The following is a 22018-nucleotide window of genomic DNA, read 5'->3' as shown; positions in this document are numbered from 1 at the left end:
TTTAGGAGGAACTATGAAAAAAACAGATCAAGTATATCCAGTGGAGAAAAATAGTCAGTACGAAGTTGTGATTTCAGATTTAACTTATGAAGGAATGGGGGTCGCAAAGATTGATCATTACCCATTGTTTGCAGACAATGCACTTCCCGGTGAAAAAGTTATTTTAAAAGTAATTAAAGTCGGTAAAAAATTTGGTATTGGGCGTGTTGTTTCTTACTTAGAAAAAAGCCCAAAACGGGTTGAAGTTGCAAACGAAGATCTATTGCGTACCGGGATTGCACCATTAAGCCACTTAACATATGAAGAACAACTGCTTTTTAAACAAAAGCAGATTGAAAATGTTTTACAAAAAATTGCGAAAATGCCAGATATTCCTGTTTTACCCACAATCGGAATGGCAAAACCTACCGGCTACCGCAATAAAGCCCAAATTCCAGTACGGCGTAAAGATGGACAGCTACAAACTGGTTTTTATCGTAAGAACAGTCACGACTTGGTAGCGATTGAAGACTTTTATATTCAAGATCCCGCTATTGATGCTGCGATTATTAAAGTTCGCGATATTTTGGAACGCTTCAATGTAAAAGCGTATAATGAGCAACAACACGAAGGTTTACTGCGCCATATTGTTATTCGTCAAGGTCATTATTCTCGTCAAATGATGGTGGTATTGGTAACCTTGCGCAATAAATTCTTTAAAGGTGAAGAAATCGCCGCTCAAATTCATAAAGAAATTCCAGAAGTCGTTAGTGTTATGCAAAATGTTAACACTGAAAAAACGAATGTCATTTTAGGGGAACATGAAAAAGTTCTCTATGGTCAAGACTACATTGAAGATACATTGCTAGGAAAAACTTTCCGAATTTCAGCAAAATCTTTCTACCAAGTCAATACAGAACAAACAGAAGTATTGTATGAAACAGCCTTTGAAATGGCTGCCCTAAAACCAGATGATGTTGTCATTGACGCTTATGCGGGTATTGGTACAATTGGTTTGTCTGTAGCAGATCGCGTTAAACACGTGTACGGGATGGAATCCATTCCAGCTGCCGTTTCCGATGCAAAGAAAAACGCTAAATTAAATGAAATTGATAATGCGACTTATCTTGTTGGGGATGCAACAAAGGTGATGGGACAGTGGTCAAAAGAAGAAATGCAGCCAGCTGTTATTTTCGTTGATCCACCACGAAAAGGATTAACAACAGACTTCATTAATGCTGCCTGTGATATGAATCCAGAAAAAGTTATTTATATTTCATGTAATCCAGGTACAATGGCGCGAGATTTAATTGATTTTGAGGCAAAAGGATACACATGTAAAAAAATCCAACCGGTTGATTTATTTCCACAAACAACCCATGTGGAGTGCGTAGGAATTTTGACTAAAGACTAAACCTGAGTGCAGTACCATAGATACATTGTAATTTAATGATTTTTAGAGTTAGAACTTTCACGTTTTAACTCTTTTTTTGTTGTTTTATTAAGAAAATAATAGATTTCAAAATAGAAGTCAGAGTGTCTGAGATAAGTAATAAAAAATTTTTAGAGATTTTTCCCCCCTAGTAGTATTCAGTTGAACATAGAAAGTAAAGGAGCCAGTTTATCTAGTGTGTTAGTAAAATCAAGCAAAGAATATCGCAAATAAAATTTGCAACAAATGCGAATAGTTAGAATACCTGTAAAAAAGCTATCAATGCTATAATATATTCAGCTTGGATTTAGTTACTTCAACTAGTGCTACGGGTGATTTTAAAACACTGATAGCCACGTTAAAAAAGGGTAAAGGAAATATAATTAAGAAGACTGCACCAAATGGCAAAGAGAGATATCAGCCTTTAAAGTTCTGAATAAACTAGAAAACTACCTTCAGCTACTTTAGACTAGATTTTTGCGATGGCGCATTTTATTGCTTGAAAATTAGGGTTAAGACCCTGAAGGTGACTAGTCTGCTATAACGCGATACTTATAGCTTAGACAAGCGCTAGGAAGTTTTCCCAATGACGATGGTATCATATTATTGCGCAGGATTGTCGTCAAATAAACGAGAGAAAAGGTTCCGCATTTTTCAAACAAAAATTACACGATTTAAAAAGGAGATTGACAGGTATGGAACAGTATCCACAAGCGCTGACTATTGCTGGTTCTGATAGTGATGGTTCAGCCGGAATGCAAGCAGATTTACATACTTTTTTTGCAAGAAAGGTCTATGGGGCATCCGTTATGACTGCTTGTGTCGCTGGAAATTCCTACGGGATTGAGGCCAGTGTAACATTACCGACAGAATTTATTGATAAAGAATTTGAATTACTAGCAGCAGATTACCAGATTCGCGCTAGCAAAACTGGCATGTTAGGAAATTCAGAACTAATTCGAACGATTGTTAAAAATTACCAGTTGTATGATTTTGGTCCTTTAGTTGTTGATCCGGTTATTATGACAAAACACGGCAATATGTTAATTGAAGAAGAAGCTTTGGCAACCTTAAAGGAAGAATTACTTCCTTTAGCTTTCGTTTTAACGCCAAATTTTTATGAAGCAGAGAAATTAACGGGCATAAAATTAAATACCGCAAAAGATTTTGAAACAGCAGCTCTTGTTTTACAGAAGATGGGAGCTAAAAATGTGGTAATAAAAGGTGCCCATCAGGATGAAAAACAAACAGAAGTTGTGGATTACTTGTTATTAGCGACAGGAGAAAGTCATTGGTTAAAAGCCCCATACTTTAAAACAGAGCGAATAAATGGTACCGGAGATTCTTTGTCAGCTTGTATTGCAGCTGAGTTGGCCAAAGGAAACGATGTGTTGACAGCGGTAAAAATTGCTAAAGAATTTGTCAATAAGGCAATTGCAGCTGAACTTTTCATCGGGCATAAATTTGGCCCGATTAACCACTGGGCTGGTAGTGACTTTTTTTAAAGGTAGTTAGGATTATTTGATTATGAGGTAATCGGAAATTTTAACGTTTCTAGTATAAAAAAATGTCTCAGTATTGTAGCGAGCGCAAAAAGTTAGACCAAAAATCTAACTTTTTGCGCTCGCTATTTTTATACCTGACTATTCAGCTGAACATTGTAGTTTCAAATAGCAAAAATAAATATAAACATTAAATGAATTGAAAAAATAATTAATTTTCAGTAAAACAATATACGATAGTGTTACATTGTTGAAAAACAAAGGAATAAGTGTTAAATTAATAATCGTTAGTGATACAGTTTTTAAGGAGATGTAATACAGTGAGTAAAAAAGGTGCAGAAATCATTGTCAATAGTTTGGAAAATCATAATGTCCCATTTATTTTTGGCATTCCCGGTGCAAAAATTGATGGTGTTTTTGATACATTAGAAGATCATGGCCCGCAGTTGATTTTGGCGCGTCACGAGCAAAACGCTGCTTTTATGGCACAAGCAATTGGACGCTTAACGGGAGAACCAGGTGTAGTAATCGCAACTAGCGGTCCTGGCGCAAGTAATCTGGCGACAGGATTAGTAACCGCAACAGCTGAAGGTGATCCTGTCTTAGCATTAGCTGGACAGGTCAAACGTTCTGATCTTTCCAAATTAACACATCAAAGTATGGATAATGCAGCATTATTTGCACCAATCACAAAATATAGTTCAGAAATTCAAGATCCAGAAAATCTTTCAGAAAGCATTGCCAATGCGTATCGGATAGCGAAAACAGCTAAAAAAGGGGCCAGCTTTTTATCAATTCCGCAAGATGTTACCGATGGTGTGGTAAACAGTGATGCAATCAAGCCTCTGTCAGCGCCTAAGTTGGGAGCTGCTTCTGATGAGGATATAGATGATCTAGTGAAACGAATTAATGAAGCCAAATTACCAACATTATTAGTTGGAATGCGTGCTTCTGGGCAAAAAGAAACAGCTGCAATTCGAATGTTAGTTAAAAAAACCGGAATGCCAGTAGTAGAAACTTTCCAAGGTGCGGGTATTATCTCACGGGAATTAGAAAATCACTTCTTTGGACGTGTTGGTTTATTTCGAAATCAACCTGGTGATATGTTATTAAAACGTAGTGATTTAGTAATAGCAATTGGCTATGATCCCATTGAATATGAAGCACGAAACTGGAATGCCGAAAAAGATGCACGCATTATCGTGATTGATGAAGTGCCGATGGAAATTGATCAATATATGCAACCAGAAGCAGAATTGATTGGCAGTATCGCTAAAACGATTGAAAAATTAAGTGGCAAGATTGTGGATTATCGCCTATCCTCAGATGCGAATAACTACCTGGTTACGCTACAAGATAAATTGAAAAATGGCATGCAAAAAAGTGCGCCTCACGCTGGACGTGTTCACCCATTAGAAGTGATTGATACTTTGCAAAAAAATGTTTCCGATGAAATGACAGTGACTGTAGATGTCGGAAGCCACTATATTTGGATGGCACGACATTTTCGCAGTTATGAACCACGCAAGCTTTTATTTAGTAATGGGATGCAGACACTAGGTGTTGCGTTACCGTGGGCAATTTCAGCGGCGTTAGTACGACCAAATACGCAAATTTTTTCAATTTCTGGTGATGGCGGCTTCCTATTTTCAGCCCAAGAACTTGAAACGGCAGTGCGCCTAAAACAAAAAATTATTCATTTGATTTGGAATGATGGCAGCTATAATATGGTGGAATTTCAAGAAGAAATGAAATACGATCGTTCTTCAGGGGTGCATTTTGGTCCAGTTGACTTTGTAAAATATGCCGAAGCATTTGGTGCAAAAGGATTACGGGCAACTTCAAAAGCGGAATTAGAGGCGGCAATTCAAACGGGCTTAGAAACAGAAGGTCCTGTAATCATTGACATTCCAATTGATTATTCTGATAACAAGGAATTAGGTAAAACAATTTTGCCCGATCAATTTTATTAAAAGATAACCAGCAGCTACAGTGGCCACTTAATAAAGTAAAAAAGGTTTATTTTCTTTGTTAAGTTTGAAATAAGAGGAGATTTGATATGTTAGTGAAAACTAAAAATTATATTTATCAACATGGAACTTTAGGCGGTTTGATGCAAGATTTAATGGAGGGAACAGAGAAAATTGGCACGTTGTCTAACTATGGTGATTTTGGGTTAGGGACATTGGAAGGTTCCAATGGAGAAGTCATTTTCTTAGACGGTGTAATCTATCATGCTGACCAGACAGGGGCCATTCATCAACTAAGCGGAGAAGAACTGACGCCTTATGCAGCGGTTACTCATTTTGAATCCGATCTTCAATTTCCAAGCTCTGCTATAACAGATGATGAATTAAAAGCAGAAATTTTAAATAAAATTAGCCATAATCTATTTGCGGCTATCAAAATTGCGGGAACATTTAAGCATATGCATGTACGGATAGCACCTAAACAAGTTAAACCCTATCCAAGATTTGTCGAAATTGCACGCAACCAACCCGAATTTTCAGCCGCTGAAATTTCTGGGACAATCGTGGGTTTTTTTACGCCCAAGCTATTTCATGGGGCGGCTGCAGCAGGTTTTCATTTACATTTTATTAGTGATGACCATAAATTCGGCGGTCATGTCTTGGATTTCAAGTTGACAAAAGGACAAGTAGACGTAATGGAATTAGCTGAATTTCGACAACATTTTCCGACAGAAAGTCCGGAATATTTAGCAAATGAAATAAAATTAGCCGATATAACAAAAGATATTGAAGAAGCTGAATAATGTAAAAAAGGTATTTCAGCCTTAGCTGATTTTATAATGGAGTGGATCAATTAAAATATGTATTTCGCGGTTTGTTAAAGCTCCCTATTGCCTAAATAGCTCTTACTAGGTGCTTTGAATTAACTTTTTTACAAATAGCAATTAAATCTAAGCATAACAAATAGCAGAGAAATTTGATGCCAATAGATTCTTTGAAGCTGGATTAAAAATCTAACGTTTGAAAGAACCTACGTCTTATTTCACTGCTATTTTTTTGAAATGAAGGATTTTGCAGGCAACAACGGACTAAAAGACGATAAAAAAATACACCTTAGGTCTGATTTTTATCATTTACAGTAGCGGTAGACTGAATAAGTGAAGAAAATGACTGTTATCTTATTGGTTATTTTTTTGAAGGCTCATAAGGAGGCGTAAAATGGAAGTAATTGAAACATTAAGTGTAGGGAAAACATATGGTTCAGGAAACACCGCATTCACGGCATTAAAAGAAATCAGTTTGAAAATTGAAAAAGGAGAATCGGTGGCGATTGTCGGGAAAAGTGGCTCCGGTAAATCGACATTGATGCATATTTTGGCCTTGTTAGATAAGCCAACAACAGGTCAAGTCAAAATAGTTGGTCAAGAAACAAATGGTATTAAAAAGAAAGAGTTGAATAAATTACGCAATCAAACCTTTGGCTTTGTTTTTCAACAATTCTTTTTGAATGCCAAAGACAGTGTTTTAGATAATGTTATTTTGCCGTTAAAAATTGCCGGTATTACAGGTAAAGAACGTAAGGAAAAAGCGATGGCGGCTTTAGCTGCAGTGGATTTAGCAGATAAAGCGCAAAACAAGGCCAATAATTTATCAGGTGGCCAAAAACAGCGCGTATGTATTGCCCGTGCTTTAGTCAACGATCCAGAAATTATTTTTGCTGATGAACCTACAGGAAATTTAGACTCTGCCACTGGTGAAAAGGTGGAAGAATTACTTTTTCGTTTAAATCGCCAAAAGGGTATCACCTTAATTATCGTTACCCATGATCCTGATCTTGCTGCCCGGTGTGATCGGCAAATTCACATTAAAGACGGCTTTATTGTTAAGGAGGAACGTTCATGAATTTATGGGATACAATAACTTCTGCCAGTGCAAATTTATGGCGGAATAAAGGGCGAACCATTTTAACTATTTTAGCGATTTTTATCGGCGCATTTACTATTTCGATGACGTTGGGTATTAAAGCTGGGGTTAACGACTATGTCGATAAACAAGTAAAAAATGTTGGTCGTGATGATTTATTAATGATAAACAAAGCTGTTAGTGATGACCCAAACAAAGCCAGTGATGAACCAAAAGAATACACGGAAGAACAAGGCAATGCCGAGGACTCTTATTTATTGGACGAAAAAGACGTCACAAAAATTGCAAAAATTGCTGGCTTAACAGATGTAAAACCAGCCGAATCTTTTAGTCCAGATTATATTGTCGGAAAAAATAATAAAAAGTTTGTTTTATCTGCATCAAGTACAGATGGCATTGATGTTGACTTAAAAGCTGGTAAACAAGTGAGTCAAAAAGGCGATGCCTATGAAATTGCTTTAGCTGCAAATTATGTCAAGAGTTTAGGTTTTGCTAATGCACAAGATGCGCTAGGGAAAAAAATTAGAATAGCGGCCTCGTCACAAGCGACAAAAGCGCAATCAGAAGTGGTGGCAACTGTTGTCGGCGTGCGCAATCCAAGTATTGTAAATAATGGTGATTCTGTCGTTAGTAAAGCTTTGGCTGAAAAATTAATTGCCATCAATAAGGCTGGCTTGCCTAAAGGGATGCAAAATCAATATTACGCTATTTTGGCAACTGTCAAAAATCCAACAGAAAATAATATTACAAAATTAAAAGAAAAATTGAGTAAACACGGGTATGGAGCGAGTACCTTTGCTGATCAGGTGGGGATGATTCATTCAACCGTCGATGCAATCACAGGTGTATTAACATTGTTTGGTGCTATTGCATTATTGGCAGCCAGTTTTGGGATCATTAACACGTTGTATATGTCAGTACAAGAACGCACGCGAGAAATTGGTTTAATGAAAGCAATGGGAATGGGGCGTGGAAAAGTTTTCTTAGCCTTTAGTATTGAAGCGATTTTAATTGGTTTTTGGGGATCAGCATTAGGTGTTGCTGTTGCAATGGGAGCTGCAAAAGTCGTAAATAAAGTAGCAACCGATTCTTTCTTACAAGGATTAGATGGCTTTAACCTATTGCAGTTTAATTTCTCATCGGTTGCCATGATTATGGTAATCATTATGTTAATTGCCTTTTTAGCAGGAACATTCCCTGCAAATCGCGCTGCTCGGTTGGACCCAATTGACGCATTGCGTTATGAATAAACTTCTAGTCACATAAGAGTAGTAAGAATAAAGATAGCAACTAACCTAATTGAAACAATTCAATCTTAACTGTAGTGTTTAATAATGAAGGACTTTAGGTGGGTTTTACAAACAAAAACTTCAGGAAACCGTCTTGGTGACACTTCCTGAAGTTTTTTTGCTTAAGGTTTAATGACTAATTTTTGATCTGCTAAATTGGTATCGTTAATGGCCGAATCAATGTATTTTTGTAAAAAGGGAGAATATTTGCCAAGTTCTTTATAAGCAAAAGACTGCTTTATTTGCTCTCTTTTCTTTGATGAATAGTCATCTTGTCCAGTAAAATAATTGTAATTTACTTCACCAACTAATTTAGCTGCGGGCGCTAAAATATTTTCATCCCGTACATTTTGATCTAAAAGCTGTTGATAAGCTAATCTTTGCCCATCTTTGAAGAAAAGTTCTTTTAAATATGCATTATGTTGACGGATATTTTTAGCCGTCATTTTATTTTCTTTAGCCCAAGCGTCTACGTCAACTGTTTGTCTGTGATAGGAAATTTTGCCTGGGGTAAGCTTTAATTCACCATAAGCATGATCGGCAATCGCAAAGGAGCTGGTAACAACTTCAGTAATGTCAGTTTTTCCAGTAGGATCTTTCATAATATCTTGAGCATGAATATGACCGGAAAAAACTACAGGCACCTGATATTTTGCTAAAAGACTTTTAAGAGTTTGAGCGTTTGACAAGACATAACCTTTGTAAACAAGAGGGTTATGAATAAAAAGATTATGATGCATAAAGAGAATCGGAACTTTGTTTTTACTTTCAGCAATTTGCAATCTTTTTTCAAGCCAATTTAAAGTTTCATCTTTTACTTGGCCACCTGTATGGGGTTGCGCACGACTGGTTTGAATGGGGTATTCATTTGTATCTAAGAAAATAAAGTCATATTTTTTGTCGATTTTAATTGCATAACTTAATGACTCGCTATCTGTACTAGTCGCAAGTTTATACCCATCGGGGAAAAATTCTTTAAAGTCAGTAGGTGAGATTTGGGCAATACGCTCTTTGGTATCGCCCTGGTATTTGCGAGCCCAACCATCAAAAATATCGTGGTTCCCAGGAATCGCAAGTATCTTTGTACCAGTCTTTTTTACAGGAGCTAAAATTTCAGCCATTTCTTTGGCACTTTGTTTTTCACCATTTAAGGTTAAGTCACCTGTCAAAATAATTGCCGCAGGCTTTACTTTTTTTGCTTTAGCCACAAAAGCTGTTAAAGATTCTTCTTGATAATCTAAATCTTTTCCGGCGGCAGTTCCTTTGATAAATTGAAATTCTTTGCCATCATCGTGAAGAGACGGGGCAATAAAATGAATATCCGTGGCAATCCAAAACGTATTATTTTTTAGCTTAAATTGATTTGCCTCAGTTGAGGTGTGACAACCAGTAAGGACAAATCCAAATAGAATTAGTAATATTGTTAGCATTTTTTTCATCTTCCACACTCCCGCAGGTTATCATAGCACAAAGGTTGTCATTATGTTAAAAATTAGACAATAAAATAAAGAGTAGGGATAATAGGACTTCACTAAAGCCCTCTTATCCCTGCTCTTTATTTATAAAGGTGTATTAAGTTAAAGTATTAATCAAATTGACGAAGATATTCTGAAAATTTTGCAAGTCCAGTCTTTAAATCATCAGTTTTACAAGCATAGCCAATTCGCACGCACTTTTCAAACTCAAAGCACTCACCGGGTGTGAATAAAATACCGTGATTGTCAATTAAATCCAAGCACAAATCATAACTTGTCATGTCAAAATCATAGTACAGTAAAGTAATCGTCCCTGCTTGTGGTTTCACGTAGTGGATATGGGGTTCGTTTTGTACCCATGTGTCTAAAATCTGCAAATTTTTACGTACTAAAGTTAAGTTACGGGCCATAATTTCTGTTTGATGGGTGAGTGCAATGGCTGCCAGTTCTTCATCTAGTAGGCCACAACTAATCGTATTATGATCGCGATGTATTAAACAGGTATCCATAGCAGCAGAATCTCTGGTTGCAATCCAACCCAGTCGCAAGCCGGCCAATGACCAAACTTTTGACATGCTACTTGTGCTAATTCCTTTTTCGTATAAATCAACAATAGAAGGACTCACTTCATCAGTTTGTGTCAAGCCGCGGTATGTCTCATCACACAAAATGTAGGCGTCAACTTCTTTGGCAAGAGCAACGATGCCATTTAAAATATCTGCTGACATTAAAGCGCCTGAAGGATTGTTGGGATTGTTAATGACGATAACTTTAGTTTTATCCGAAACTAATTTTTTCACTTCCGCTAAGTCTGGTAAAAAGTTATTTTCTTTTTTTAGTGCATACATTTTAACCGTGGCACCAAATGATTCCGGTATTGAATATAATTGCTGATAGGTAGGGAGGATAGCCACAACTTCATCTTCGGGATTTACTAAAGAATATAAGACAAGATGATTTGCACCGATTGCACCATGGGTGGTAACAACTTGATCTGGCGTAATATTTTGATAGAGCTTCGTGATTCCCTGTTTAAAAGTTGAATTGCCAAAAATATGGCCATAGGTGAGACGTTTTTTTAAAAGATCATTTAAAGTTTTTTCTTTATCCAGTCCAGCTAATTCGAATAAATCATTGATACTAATTGAGTCGACACAGGTTTCACCAGTGTTGTAAATAGCTTTGTCTTCGTGTTCGTTCATCCACATTTCTACTTTAAAGGGTTTGATATTCATTTTTTTCCTCCTTAATTTATGACTGTTCCCGCGTGTTTGTAAAAAACTATAAAAAGACAGTTTGGCCAATATTTTCTTTAGTAGCTATTTTTAGTGCTAAATTTGAAACAGCTAGATCTTGGAGTGCAATTCCTGTCGAATCAAAAATCGTAATGGCATCATCTGCAGTACGACCTGCAACTTTTCCTGTAATAAGGGCGCCAATTTCACCGCTAATGTCAGCTTTTTTTATAACTCCTTCTTTGATCGGACGTTCAGTTTCACCAACAGTTATTGCTTGTTGTAAATCATCAACGATGATGATAGCATCTTTAAAAATCTGCGGATCAATTTCTTCTTTACCGCTGATGTCAGCGCCAATACAACTAAAGTGTGTTCCTTTTTTTACCCATTTTGCCTTTATAATTGGCGTAGTGGCAGGGGTTACCGTTGCCACTAAATCTGATTTTTCTAATGTTTGCGCAAGATCTGTCACAGCGCTAACATTCGTATTTTTTAGCGAAACTTTTTTGGTTGGATTTTTGGCTAACAAACTTTCTAAAGGTGTCGCCAAATTTGTTACAAACGCATTTGCTTTGTTTGCATCTAAGGGATCAAAAATAAAAATATCCGATATACTGTCAAAAACTGTCAAATATGCAGCAATCTGAAAAAAGGCTTGTTGGCCCGAACCAATAATTAGCAATGTTTTGGCCATTTTTTTAGCTAAATATTTTGCACCAATGGCCCCTGCGGCACCGGTGCGCATGCCCGTGATATATTCAGCATCCAACAAGCTGCAAGGTGCTCCTGTTTTACTATCAAATAAGAGGGTAGTACCAAATAAAGCCGGTAAGTTTTTGGCGGGATTATCTTTAAACCAAGAGACGACTTTTAAACCGTAACGCTCAAGTTCGGGCATAACACCAGCTTTGATATCCATATCCGCAACACCAGCTTCAAATTCATGGAATATCATCGGAAGAACGAAGGCTTTGTTTAACTCTTTTTGTTTATAGGCCTCTTCAACTGCGGCGATAGTTTCTTCCATTGTTAAAATTTTTCGTAAATCATTTTCATTTAAAACTGTAACTTTATTCATGGAAACAACTCCTTTACTTCTTTCATTGTAAGCGATAAATGTAAGAGGTTTTTTTGTAATATTTCCAAAATTAAGATATATTTTTTGTAGAGCTAATAAAAATGCTTGCGTGTTTTTCATTTATGATGGAGGTGTAAAGATGGGTTTGACTGTCACGGGTCTATTGGACACTATTGATCCAAAGGGATTTGTTTTGTGTGCTGGTTTTAATGGGCTGAAGAATCCGATAATGGATGTGGGGATTTTAGATCACGAATTTGATTTAATGAAAAATAAGGAACAGCCGTATTTTGAACCTTGTTCCATTGTTGTATCCAGCCTGTTGTTCATGAAAGACAATCCAGAGCAACTGTTACCAACCATTCAACAATTATTACAAGATAAAGTGAGTTCTTTAGCCATTCAAAATGTTTACTTTAAGGATATTCCCCTAGCGGTCCTTAATTACTGCAATGAAAAAAATTTCCCCTTGTTTTTATTGACGGAAGAAGCGGATTACTTAGAAAATTTGATTTTTAAAATTAAAAACAGTATTCATCAAGCGGACTATTTAAATTATTTAGAACATAGCTTTCAACAGTTATTAAATGGTGACGAACACAATTTTGCGTCTTTATATCAACAGCTATCCCTTGTTTTAAAGCCTCAGAGTCGAGCATATTTGGTTGAAAAACAAGATCAAGCCGTCTTTTCTTTACGGGAGTATGATCAATTTAAACGTGATATTCCCCAAGCTGCATTTTTAACGCGGTGGAAAAATAAACTTTTTGTTCTAACAACCTTGGAGCTAACTTTTCCGCCTGGTTTTAAGTCCGATCTTATCGGCGGCTGTAGCAGCAACCAAGAACAAAACAAAGATTTAGCACAATTATTTGAAGAATCCTTGTTGGCTTTAGAATCTAATAATCAATTTGGCAAAATTTTTCACTACGATGATTTAGGCATTTTAGCATTGATTGGCAAAATGAAACTAAATACTGGGATTACAAAGCTTGTTGACAAATTAATGGCTGAACTACAAGCAGATTTTGGGATAGAGGTATTTCAAACTGTACTCATTTTTTTTGCCGCAAATGGTGATATTCAAAAAACAGCCGACACGCTATTTATTCATCCCAATACAGTCCGTTATCGCATCAAAACTGTCTGCAACAAGCTTGGATTTCAATCAGAGTTTGAATTGATTGCAAACTACGGTCTACTGTTTAAAATAAGAAAATAATTACTACGAGATAAAATGGGCGAGGAGGGATTAGTTTGACCAATAGAATGCAAATCAATCAAAAATATCAGCAACAAAATAGTTTGCTAATGGAAATTGCTGTTTTGGCAAAAGATACGCCAGATTTAATTGATCTTTCGATTGGTGATCTAGATGTAACCACGAATGAGTCAATCATCGCAGCAGCTTTTGCTGCTGCCAAAAATGGTGAGACAAAATATACAGCGCCAGATGGGACGAAGACATTTCTCGGTGCTGTTTGTCGCTATTACAAAAAACGTTATCACATGACAATTAGTGAAAATGAAGTACGGGCAACAGTGGGTGCGATGCATGGTATGTATTTAGCCTTAATGGCCTTAGTTGATAAAGGTGATGAAGTGATTATTCATGAACCTTACTTTACCCCTTATAAAGAGCAAGTCCTTGCTTGTCAAGGTATACCGGTATTTGTAGCAACCAATCCATCAGAAAACTATCAATTAGATGTTGAAAAATTAGCAGAAAAGATCACCGATAAAACGAAAATTATTATTATTAACTCCCCTAATAATCCAACGGGAGCAGTTTTTACAAAAGAAACAATGCAAAAAATTGCTGACCTAGCAATTGCAAATAACTTGTATATTTTTTCAGATGAGGTTTATGAAGCTTATTGTTTTAATGAAAATTTCACCCCAATGATGAGTTACGCACCGCAAAATACTATAACCTTTAACAGTTTTTCTAAAACTTTTGCAATGACGGGGTGGCGAATTGGTTTTATGATTGCCCCAGAGCAGATTATTGATGCCTGCCGAAATGTCAGTGAATTCGTAACTTTTACAGCACCTTCCATTTCACAAGCAGCCGGTGTTTTTGCTTTAGAGAATTGGGAAGAGCTCTTTAGCGAAGTTGCCAGTCTTGTTTACGATAGGTTGCGCTATATTGAAAAGCGGGTCGCCAAAATTAATTTTCTTAGCATGGGGGAAGTTTCAGGAAGTTTGTATGCTTATTTAGATATCTCTAAAACAAATTTGGACTCTTTAACTTTTGTTAAAAAAGTATTAGCAGAATGTCATGTTTTATTGGTACCAGGGGTCGCTTTTGGTGAAACAACTGGCAAAGACCAGGTTCGAATTGCCGCAAATCAACCGGTATCTATTTTAAAATCAGCCTTTGACCGGATGGAAAAGTTAACCTTCTCATAAAAATGCAGTATTTGCTTTCAAGAGTTGCATCTTGTATAATCAAAAGTCGCAGGCTAAGCAGCTTGATTTGAAGTTGGTAGCTTAACAAAGTCTGCGCCTGAAATTAATGATTGTTAAAGGCAAATTGAGGAGAAAATCATGAATACAAAAGAAAAAATGATGGAATTAATTAAGAAAAAACAAGGCGGCGGCCGTGTAAAAGAAATGCAAGCACCAAAAAATGATCGCAAAAATATGCGTAAAGGTCCAAAAATTTATAACAAATAAGAAAAAGTCGTACTCTCTGATTAAGATGGTACGATTTTTTTGCGATTAAAAATTTACGAGGGATTTTTCAAAATACAAGAAACAGTTTTGGCGCTTGCTTTGTTACGTATTTTCTAAATGTCCTCCTGCTATTAGCAGGAGGGCAAGAAAAAGAAGGGAAGAGTGGGCAAATTAGAGACCTGTATTTTTTAAGGTGGTAGCTAATTTTTATACCGTTATATTTAGGTGCTTTTATCCTCATGTTGGACTAGAAATTGCATTTTTACTCGTTGTTTTGTATTTATCATCTATGGCTGGTTAAACTGCCATTACTAAGCTTGCGCATTACTACCAAATAAACCTATATGCATCCAGACATACTTCTTTTTAACCAAAACGAAGACCTTTATAGAACGACAAAAAATTCAAGCATTTAAAGAAGTATGACTATGTGGTTAATGAAAAATAGAAACTGCGAATTTTAAAGTAAAAGTAGGTAGCAGTTTTTTAACTTAAACCTTGGAATATAGTAATAAAGCAGATATTGCTATATAAAAACCTTTTATCGCAAATAATTAAAGTAAAACGGCCTTAAAATATTGGTATTACCCAATATTTTAAGGCCGTAAAAATTTAGAGTTATTTATTTTCCTAGCTGTTCGTTAAAGAAAGCTAATGTAAGATTCAGTGTTTTCTCCCAGTACCCCTCACCATGAATGGTGCCAGCAATTAGTTTAACACAACTTTCAACACCAACTGTGGCGAGTCCTTGTTGTAATTTTAAAACACCGCTGATCGGCACGAGTTCATGCAACGAATTAGCTAAAAATACAGGACCGCTGTTAGCTGTAATTCGTGTTAAGGGCGTAGCCGCTTTTAACAAATTTAAATCATTTCTAACGTAGTTTAAAATGAACCATTTATAGAATTGATCATTACTGCCATCTTGGTCGATTTCGCGACTTTCGTGTTCATCGAAGTGTTGTTCTTTATTCATAACTGCTTTCACTTCGGGGTGTTTTGTCACCCAATCATATAAATCAATAATCCCTGACCAAGAAGCAGCGGGAATTCCTTTTTGTAAGGCCAGTTCAACTGCCAAATTTCCACCGGCTGAAGCACCTAAAGCAAAAACTAGCTTATTTTTTAAGTCAGCATTGTTTTTAACCCAAGCATAGACATTGAAAATATCCGTCAAAGCGCTAGGATAAAGGTGAGCAGGTGCAAGGCGATAGTTTGGAGCAACTACAAAAAAGTCATTTTCCACAAACTTTTCAGCCAGAAAATTTTCTTTTTCCTTATCGCCACGAAACCAACCGCCCCCGTGGATCAAGAGTAAAACAGCTTTGGAATCACCAGTTGGAGCGTAGGTATCCAACTTTAAATCATTTCCCATATCATAGACAATATCATTTACTACTTTCATTTTCATCGCTCCTAAATTAAATCATTGGCATCGTCAGGTTGAAGTTGCATGATTTCATCAATGGTGGTAAGTAAAGCTTTTTGTGCTTTGTCGTAATCTGCGATAGAAGTGAATTTTTCGTTGAAACCTTCTAAGCCACCACTGGCAAAAGCCATTTCATATTGATAGACTGCATCATATTGTGCTGTAAAAGTCTTTAAGAGCGCCATTTGATTTTCTGCTAATTGCAACGCTAATTGAATCACGCGAAAATCAGTATACGCTAATTCAAATTGAACGGCCCAAGCACGCATGAAAGGATGCTGATTTTTTATATGCAAAAAGTGATGTTCTACTGTCCAGGACAAATTTTTTAGCGAACCTTGAATATCTAACATGAAAATTACTCCTTTTTTACTATTCTAATTTTAAGAAAATTCCTTTGTCTTGCATGGCTTTCACAAATTTTGCTGCAGTATTGCTTCTATTCCAATCTCGTTGTAATTCGCAAGCAAGTTGCGCAAAGGAGGTCATTTTAGCACCAGCTTGTTCAACACGATGAAGTGCCATTTCATGGGCAATTTTGCTTGTTCCACCAACTGCGTCTGCGACAGCATAGACTTCATAGCCTTCTTTTAAAGCATCCAAGGTTGGAAAAGTTAAGCAAGCCTCTGTCCACAATGCGGCAATAATAATTTTCTTTTTACCCGTTGCTTTAATGGCGTCATTAAATTCGCGATCTTCCCATGCGTTAATGGAGGTTCTGTCATAGCTTGGCAAATCAGCTACTAGTTCTTTTAATTGGGGAATAGTATCTTTGTTACGTCCGGTTGCTACGTTGACCGTTGAAACAATAGTAGGGACATTATAAGCCCGCATCAAAGCTGTTAAATTTACAATACTTTCAACTAATTCATGGCGATCCATTGAATTGATGGAGTTTACTTGTGTAGGCTGATAATCAATTAGTACAAAAACGCTGTTTTCCGGCGAAAGCAGTTCATCTTTTTCGGGATTTCTAGGTTCATAACTTGTCATAATAAAATTCCTCCTTAATGCTATTTAATAGAATGAAAATTTTTACCTCAAAACCAATATACTGCCGTTTTTTAAATAAGGGAAATAATCCGACTTTAAAATAGTAAGCGCTTAAATTTTCATTTGAATTATAAAAGTTTAAAAAAGATAGTGGCAGTCATTAGGGTAAATATGGATTGGAATAGCAGCTCAATTGTAAATACTCTACGTATAAAACAAATAAAAAAGATTTGACACAAAAGTCTCAAGACTAATCTGTCAAACCTTAAAAATTATTGGTCAAAGTAACCCATTGTAATAATTACTAAAAATTATTTGTATTGATGATAGGTATCCCGTGGTTTTTGATTGTAAGGATAAAATTTACGAATACTTTGACGATATTTTTTTTCGTCCCATAAGGCAAACCAGACTAAAAAAGGGGGAACAAAAATCAAAGCGGCTAGAGCAACACCATAATGACTAATGACAAAGCTGACGATTAAACCTAAAACGATTAAAGAAATATTGCGAATTGTATTCATCCTTTTCACCTCAATTAAAATATACGAACAAATGTTTGTATGTTGATTATACGAAAGTATGTTCGGTTTGTAAAGTAAAAAAATAAATCCTCGAAAAATTCGAAGATTTATTATTCGTTCTAGAGTAAATCCCGATAAAGTCCAACTACCAAACCTAAAATTTTAACATTTGGCAAAATGATAGGCTCCATATAATCATTTTCTGGTTGGAGTCTAATATAGTCACGTTCTTTGAAAAACCTTTTACAAGTAGCTTCGTCTTCGTCAGTCATGGCAATCACAATATCACCATTACTTGCGGCAGCTTGTTTCCGAACAATAACTTGATCACCATCCAAAATGCCAGCATTAATCATACTTTCACCGCGGATCGTTAACATGAACAAAGAACCACTGTCGTTTAATAAATGAGGTGGAATGGGAAAGAAATCCGATGCTTCTTCTACTGCTAAAATTGGTTCGCCGGCTGTTACAACCCCAAGCATCGGAATTGTCTCCGGCTGAGCGCCGATTTTTTCAAGGCCCAATTCGGTTAATTCAATTGCCCGTGGTTTGGTAGGATCACGTAAAATTAAGCCTTTCTTTTCTAAACGGGAAAGATGACCGTGAACAGTTGATGTGGAAGACAAAGCGACTGCTTCACCAATTTCTCGCACAGTAGGAGGATAACCTTTTTGCGAGACGCGATCGTGAATAAATTTTAAAATTTCAATTTGGCGATTTTCTGTGCGTTTAGCCATACTGCACCTTCTTTCTTTAATAATTTTAGTTTAGCATAAAGTATAAAACAAATCAAACAGATGTTCGCTTTGAGTTTGTAGTTGTCACCAGGCTTTTTTTTAGCTAAGATAAGGAAAGATATGCGTCACTCAAAGAATTTAACGTTCATAATAAAAAGGGGATTTTAAAATGCTATCAGAAGAAAAATTAGCACGAATTAATGCGCTAGCAAAAAAGAAAAAAGAAGCTGGTCTAACTGATGCAGAAACACGGGAACAAAAAAATTTACGCGAAGAGTATCTAAAAGCTTTCCGCTCCGGTATGCGGCATCATATTGAAGGCATGAAGGTTGTTGATCCTAAAGGAAACGACGTAACGCCAGATAAATTAAAACAAATTCAAAAAGAAAAAGGTTTACACAATCGAGATTGATATTTAATTGCTTTTCCGGTAATAATCCTATACAATAGGGATGTAAATAATAAAGGTAAAAAAAACCTAAAAACAGGAGGAAGCACAATTGTTTGATAAAATCGATGAATTGAGCGTTAACACCTTACGTACATTAAGTATTGAAGCGATTCAATCCGCAAATTCTGGTCACCCAGGCTTACCAATGGGGGCAGCGCCAATGGCTTACGCTCTTTGGACAAAACATTTGAAAATTAACCCAGCAACTTCTCGTAACTGGGCAGACCGTGATCGTTTTGTTTTATCTGCCGGACATGGGTCGGCTTTACTTTACAGTTTATTACATTGTGCAGGATATAACGTCACAATTGATGATTTGAAAAATTTCCGTCAATGGGATAGCAAAACACCTGGGCATCCAGAAGTAAATCATACTGATGGTGTAGAAGCAACAACTGGTCCTTTAGGTCAAGGGATTGCCATGGCAGTCGGAATGGCAATGAGCGAAGCGCATTTAGCAGCGACTTATAATCGTGATAATTTCAATGTTGTTGATCATTACACGTATGCACTTTGTGGTGATGGCGACTTAATGGAAGGTGTCTCACAAGAAGCTGCTTCTATGGCTGGTCACATGAAATTAGGCAAACTCGTTGTTTTGTATGATTCAAATGATATTTCTTTAGATGGACCGACTTCAAAAGCCTTCACAGAAAATGTTGGCAAGCGCTTTGAAGCCTATGGTTGGCAACATATTTTAGTTAAAGATGGTAATGATTTAGCAGAAATTTCAGCAGCCATAGAAAAAGCAAAAGAAAACGTGGATCAACCATCATTAATTGAAGTGAAAACAATTATTGGCTTTGGTGCACCAAATGAAGGTACGAATAAAGTTCATGGTGCCCCATTGGGAGTAGAAGGAATTGCTGCGGCTAAGAAAGCTTATGGTTGGGAATATCCAGATTTTACCGTGCCAGCACAAGCAGCGGCACGCTTTAAAGAAACGATCAACGATCGGGGACAAAAAGCTGAAGATGCCTGGGATAAAGTTTTCACCGAATATACCCAAGCCTATCCAGAACTAGCGGCACAATTTAAAGCAGCATTTGCCGGCGAACTTCCAGCTGATTGGGATGACAAATTACCTGTCTATGAAGAAGGCACCGCTCAAGCAAGTCGTGTATCAAGTAAAGAAATGATTCAAGCCTTATCTAAAGCAGTTCCAAGTCTGTGGGGTGGTTCGGCAGACTTATCATCTTCGAATAATACGATGGTAGCTGCAGAAAAAGATTTTGAACCGGGTCAATACGAAGGACGGAATATCTGGTTTGGTGTTAGAGAATTTGCTATGGCAGCTGCTATGAACGGTATCCAATTACATGGTGGTACCCGTGTCTATGGTGGAACATTCTTTGTCTTTACGGATTATTTACGTCCGGCATTGCGTTTATCAGCGATTCAAAATGCACCTGTTGTATATGTTTTAACCCATGACTCAGTGGCTGTTGGTGAAGATGGACCAACTCATGAACCAATTGAACAATTAGCAAGTGTGCGTTGCATACCAAATGTTCAAGTTATTCGTCCGGCTGACGGAAATGAAACAAGAGCAGCTTGGAAAATTGCTATGACAACAACAAATAAACCAACTGTTTTAGTTTTAAGTCGCCAAAACTTACCTGTTTTACCTGGTACAAAAGAAAATGCAGATGAAAATGTGGCTAAAGGTGGCTATGTTGTTTCACCGCAACAAGGTGAAACACCTGAAGGCATCTTGATTGCAACTGGTTCTGAAGTTGATTTAGCTGTAAAATCTCAAGCTGAATTGCAGAAGGCTGGGAAAGATGTTTCGGTTGTATCACTGCCAAGTTTTGATTTATTTGAAGCTCAAAGTGCCGAATATAAAGAAAGTGTCTTACCTCAAGCGGTACAAAATCGTGTGGCGATTGAAGCTGCTTCTCCGTTTGGTTGGGAAAGATACACTGGTTTTGCCGGAAAAGTAGTTGCAATTAATCATTTTGGTGCTTCTGCTCCTGGTGAAAAAGTGCTTAGTGAATTTGGCTTCACTGTTGAAAATGTCGTTAATGTTTATAATTCCTTGTAATTAATCATTAAAAGACTCTTGTAAATTGCTTTTTTGTAGCAGTTTATAAAGAGTCTTTTTGTTTTTTGGTAAAATTAGGCAGATTGTCAGAAAAGACGTTAAGAAAACTTTTTAATGTTGCGTATATTAAATATTTGTTACAAAGGGGGAAACATTTGATTAGCCAAAAAATTCAAGCTATAATACATATACTTAGTTATCTTTATAATTATCTTAATTTTATATAAGTTTTTTCAGGAGGAAGAAAATGTCAGAGTATCGTACCCGTAGTGAAAGACATCAAAAAAAGCAAGTCACCTTTCAGTATAAATTCACTGGTAAAAAAGCCATGTCACTAGTTGGCGTGGGGTTAGCGTGTACTCCTGGAGTGATGGCACTTATGCCTGCTCAGAGTGCCCAGGCAGCTCAATTGGAGAATCAAGGAATTGACAATACGGCCAATTTGATTAATCAAATTGGGGCAGCAGCTTCTCAAATTGCCCAGGAGAACGATTTATATGCCTCTGTTATGATTGCGCAGGCAGTACTAGAAAGTGGAAATGGTTCATCTGTTCTTGCACAGGCGCCGTATTATAATTTGTTTGGTGTAAAAGGTGCTTATAATGGCCAATCCGTAACTTTTCCAACGCAAGAATATTTGAACGGCCAATGGGTAACGATGAATGAACCTTTCCGTCAGTATAATTCATATTGGGAATCTTTAGCTGATCACGCTTACGTGTTACGCAGCACAAGTTTCGCTACTGGAACAGCTCATTATGCCGGTGCTTGGAAGAGTAACACTGCAAGCTATCTAGATGCGACCGCTTATCTAACTGGACGATATGCCACTGATCCTACGTATAATCAAAAATTGAATTATCTAATTGCTGCTTATAATTTGACCCAATATGATACGCCAGCTTCTGGTTATGTTCAAACAAGTTATACAACACAAACAAACACAAATACTGAATCTACTGCTGAAAACACAGTAGCAGCCTCTCAAAGTCAAACGACAGGAAATGTGTACACCGTTGTTTCTGGTGATACACTTTGGGATATTGCCGCAACGTACGGTACAACAGTAGAGCAATTGATGGCAAATAACGGTCTATCAAGTGATACTATCATGGTTGGCCAACAACTCAACGTCTAAACATAAAATAGATGATAAATTTTGACTATTTCTTCAATCTTTACAAAAATCATTTTCGTAATGAATTTTTGAATTCTGATTGTAGGAATAGTTTTTTTTAAGACAAATTATTCGCACAATGGTGATAATTTCGC

The 22018-nt window shown here is 36.7% G+C and carries 20 protein-coding genes; 12 read left to right on the top strand and 8 right to left on the bottom strand.

Translation table 11 applies throughout. The features are described from left to right. The first annotated feature begins 13 nt into the window (after positions 1-13). The 6 genes from rlmD (at position 14) to AC6R0T_RS07120 (ending at position 8056) form a co-directional block, all read left to right on the top strand. Complete coding sequence (rlmD, locus tag AC6R0T_RS07145) at positions 14-1393, top strand: 23S rRNA (uracil(1939)-C(5))-methyltransferase RlmD (RefSeq protein ID WP_303753985.1); 1380 nt, start codon at positions 14-16, stop codon at positions 1391-1393. Positions 1394-2106: 713 nt separating this feature from the next. Then, complete coding sequence (thiD, locus tag AC6R0T_RS07140; RefSeq protein ID WP_303753986.1) at positions 2107-2916, top strand: bifunctional hydroxymethylpyrimidine kinase/phosphomethylpyrimidine kinase; 810 nt, start codon at positions 2107-2109, stop codon at positions 2914-2916. Between the two features lie 317 nt (positions 2917-3233). Next, positions 3234-4886 (top strand): acetolactate synthase AlsS, encoded by a 1653-nt coding sequence (gene alsS / locus AC6R0T_RS07135; RefSeq protein WP_303753987.1) that lies wholly within the window; start codon positions 3234-3236, stop codon positions 4884-4886. Positions 4887-4972: 86 nt separating this feature from the next. Continuing rightward, complete coding sequence (gene budA / locus AC6R0T_RS07130) at positions 4973-5686, top strand: acetolactate decarboxylase (protein WP_282462517.1); 714 nt, start codon at positions 4973-4975, stop codon at positions 5684-5686. 415 nt (positions 5687-6101) lie between these two features. Then, on the top strand, positions 6102-6785 hold the full coding sequence (locus AC6R0T_RS07125) for an ABC transporter ATP-binding protein (RefSeq protein ID WP_230710807.1): 684 nt from the start codon (positions 6102-6104) through the stop codon (positions 6783-6785). Continuing rightward, the gene (locus tag AC6R0T_RS07120; RefSeq protein WP_282462518.1) at positions 6782-8056 is read left to right on the top strand and encodes an ABC transporter permease; all 1275 of its coding nucleotides are present in this window, start codon (positions 6782-6784) and stop codon (positions 8054-8056) included. Before AC6R0T_RS07125 ends, AC6R0T_RS07120 begins: the two co-directional genes overlap by 4 nt. A gap of 161 nt (positions 8057-8217) precedes the next feature. Here AC6R0T_RS07120 and AC6R0T_RS07115 read toward each other — a convergent pair whose 3' ends face one another. The 3 genes from AC6R0T_RS07115 to AC6R0T_RS07105 all read right to left on the bottom strand — a co-directional run bounded on the left by AC6R0T_RS07115 (position 8218) and on the right by AC6R0T_RS07105 (position 11886). Continuing rightward, positions 8218-9534 carry a metallophosphoesterase gene (locus tag AC6R0T_RS07115; RefSeq protein ID WP_303753988.1) on the bottom strand — a complete coding sequence of 439 codons (1317 nt, stop codon included), beginning with the start codon at positions 9532-9534 and terminating at the stop codon, positions 8218-8220. A 146-nt stretch (positions 9535-9680) separates the two neighbouring features. Continuing rightward, positions 9681-10805: an aminotransferase gene (locus AC6R0T_RS07110; RefSeq protein ID WP_303753989.1), complete on the bottom strand. Its 1125-nt coding sequence runs from the start codon at positions 10803-10805 to the stop codon at positions 9681-9683. A 46-nt stretch (positions 10806-10851) separates the two neighbouring features. After that, positions 10852-11886, bottom strand: a complete 1035-nt coding sequence (locus AC6R0T_RS07105; protein ID WP_303753990.1) for an ornithine cyclodeaminase family protein — start codon at positions 11884-11886, stop codon at positions 10852-10854. A 139-nt stretch (positions 11887-12025) separates the two neighbouring features. Between AC6R0T_RS07105 and AC6R0T_RS07100 the strand changes: the two genes are divergently transcribed. The 3 genes from AC6R0T_RS07100 (at position 12026) to AC6R0T_RS07090 (ending at position 14565) form a co-directional block, all read left to right on the top strand. Next, complete coding sequence (locus tag AC6R0T_RS07100) at positions 12026-13108, top strand: helix-turn-helix domain-containing protein (RefSeq protein WP_303753991.1); 1083 nt, start codon at positions 12026-12028, stop codon at positions 13106-13108. 47 nt (positions 13109-13155) lie between these two features. Beyond that, positions 13156-14298: an aminotransferase class I/II-fold pyridoxal phosphate-dependent enzyme gene (locus AC6R0T_RS07095; protein ID WP_303754045.1), complete on the top strand. Its 1143-nt coding sequence runs from the start codon at positions 13156-13158 to the stop codon at positions 14296-14298. A gap of 138 nt (positions 14299-14436) precedes the next feature. Further along, positions 14437-14565 (top strand): hypothetical protein, encoded by a 129-nt coding sequence (locus AC6R0T_RS07090; RefSeq protein WP_277988635.1) that lies wholly within the window; start codon positions 14437-14439, stop codon positions 14563-14565. Between the two features lie 622 nt (positions 14566-15187). Here AC6R0T_RS07090 and AC6R0T_RS07085 read toward each other — a convergent pair. The 5 genes from AC6R0T_RS07085 to lexA form a co-directional block, all read right to left on the bottom strand. Continuing rightward, positions 15188-15970 (bottom strand): alpha/beta hydrolase, encoded by a 783-nt coding sequence (locus AC6R0T_RS07085; RefSeq protein WP_303753992.1) that lies wholly within the window; start codon positions 15968-15970, stop codon positions 15188-15190. Positions 15971-15981: 11 nt separating this feature from the next. Next, the gene (locus AC6R0T_RS07080; protein WP_206902772.1) at positions 15982-16347 is read right to left on the bottom strand and encodes a hypothetical protein; all 366 of its coding nucleotides are present in this window, start codon (positions 16345-16347) and stop codon (positions 15982-15984) included. Between the two features lie 19 nt (positions 16348-16366). Further along, complete coding sequence (locus AC6R0T_RS07075) at positions 16367-16987, bottom strand: hydrolase (protein ID WP_282462525.1); 621 nt, start codon at positions 16985-16987, stop codon at positions 16367-16369. A 311-nt stretch (positions 16988-17298) separates the two neighbouring features. Further along, positions 17299-17511, bottom strand: coding sequence for a hypothetical protein (locus AC6R0T_RS07070; RefSeq protein WP_230710821.1), 213 nt, complete (start codon positions 17509-17511; stop codon positions 17299-17301). Between the two features lie 119 nt (positions 17512-17630). Beyond that, positions 17631-18251, bottom strand: a complete 621-nt coding sequence (gene lexA, locus AC6R0T_RS07065; protein ID WP_206902775.1) for a transcriptional repressor LexA — start codon at positions 18249-18251, stop codon at positions 17631-17633. 169 nt (positions 18252-18420) lie between these two features. On the opposite strand from lexA, the gene AC6R0T_RS07060 reads away from it, so the two are divergent. The 3 genes from AC6R0T_RS07060 (at position 18421) to AC6R0T_RS07050 (ending at position 21884) form a co-directional block, all read left to right on the top strand. Beyond that, entirely contained in the window at positions 18421-18663 is a 243-nt protein-coding gene (locus AC6R0T_RS07060; RefSeq protein ID WP_206902776.1) for a DUF896 family protein, read from the top strand. 88 nt (positions 18664-18751) lie between these two features. Then, entirely contained in the window at positions 18752-20746 is a 1995-nt protein-coding gene (tkt, locus tag AC6R0T_RS07055) for a transketolase (RefSeq protein WP_303753993.1), read from the top strand. A 247-nt stretch (positions 20747-20993) separates the two neighbouring features. Further along, positions 20994-21884: a glucosaminidase domain-containing protein gene (locus AC6R0T_RS07050; protein ID WP_303753994.1), complete on the top strand. Its 891-nt coding sequence runs from the start codon at positions 20994-20996 to the stop codon at positions 21882-21884. Positions 21885-22018 lie beyond the last annotated feature (134 nt).

The sequence above is a fragment of the Enterococcus sp. S86.2 genome (genome assembly GCF_059834485.2).
Note: the sequence above shows the minus strand (reverse complement) of the source record. Positions and strands in the feature narration are given on the sequence as shown.

Bases quoted from the DNA above. Each gene is read 5' to 3' on its own strand.
- thiD (WP_303753986.1), top strand. From the start codon at position 2,107: ATGGAACAGTATCCACAAGCGCTGACTATTGCTGGTTCTGATAGTGAT.
- AC6R0T_RS07105 (WP_303753990.1), bottom strand. From the start codon at position 11,886: ATGAATAAAGTTACAGTTTTAAATGAAAATGATTTACGAAAAATTTTA.
- budA (WP_282462517.1), top strand. From the start codon at position 4,973: ATGTTAGTGAAAACTAAAAATTATATTTATCAACATGGAACTTTAGGC.
- AC6R0T_RS07100 (WP_303753991.1), top strand. From the start codon at position 12,026: ATGGGTTTGACTGTCACGGGTCTATTGGACACTATTGATCCAAAGGGA.
- rlmD (WP_303753985.1), top strand. From the start codon at position 14: ATGAAAAAAACAGATCAAGTATATCCAGTGGAGAAAAATAGTCAGTAC.
- AC6R0T_RS07120 (WP_282462518.1), top strand. From the start codon at position 6,782: ATGAATTTATGGGATACAATAACTTCTGCCAGTGCAAATTTATGGCGG.
- AC6R0T_RS07110 (WP_303753989.1), bottom strand. From the start codon at position 10,805: ATGAATATCAAACCCTTTAAAGTAGAAATGTGGATGAACGAACACGAA.
- AC6R0T_RS07125 (WP_230710807.1), top strand. From the start codon at position 6,102: ATGGAAGTAATTGAAACATTAAGTGTAGGGAAAACATATGGTTCAGGA.
- AC6R0T_RS07090 (WP_277988635.1), top strand. From the start codon at position 14,437: ATGAATACAAAAGAAAAAATGATGGAATTAATTAAGAAAAAACAAGGC.
- AC6R0T_RS07080 (WP_206902772.1), bottom strand. From the start codon at position 16,347: ATGTTAGATATTCAAGGTTCGCTAAAAAATTTGTCCTGGACAGTAGAA.
- AC6R0T_RS07085 (WP_303753992.1), bottom strand. From the start codon at position 15,970: ATGAAAGTAGTAAATGATATTGTCTATGATATGGGAAATGATTTAAAG.
- AC6R0T_RS07060 (WP_206902776.1), top strand. From the start codon at position 18,421: ATGCTATCAGAAGAAAAATTAGCACGAATTAATGCGCTAGCAAAAAAG.
- AC6R0T_RS07095 (WP_303754045.1), top strand. From the start codon at position 13,156: ATGCAAATCAATCAAAAATATCAGCAACAAAATAGTTTGCTAATGGAA.
- AC6R0T_RS07115 (WP_303753988.1), bottom strand. From the start codon at position 9,534: ATGAAAAAAATGCTAACAATATTACTAATTCTATTTGGATTTGTCCTT.
- AC6R0T_RS07070 (WP_230710821.1), bottom strand. From the start codon at position 17,511: ATGAATACAATTCGCAATATTTCTTTAATCGTTTTAGGTTTAATCGTC.
- AC6R0T_RS07050 (WP_303753994.1), top strand. From the start codon at position 20,994: ATGTCAGAGTATCGTACCCGTAGTGAAAGACATCAAAAAAAGCAAGTC.
- AC6R0T_RS07075 (WP_282462525.1), bottom strand. From the start codon at position 16,987: ATGACAAGTTATGAACCTAGAAATCCCGAAAAAGATGAACTGCTTTCG.
- lexA (WP_206902775.1), bottom strand. From the start codon at position 18,251: ATGGCTAAACGCACAGAAAATCGCCAAATTGAAATTTTAAAATTTATT.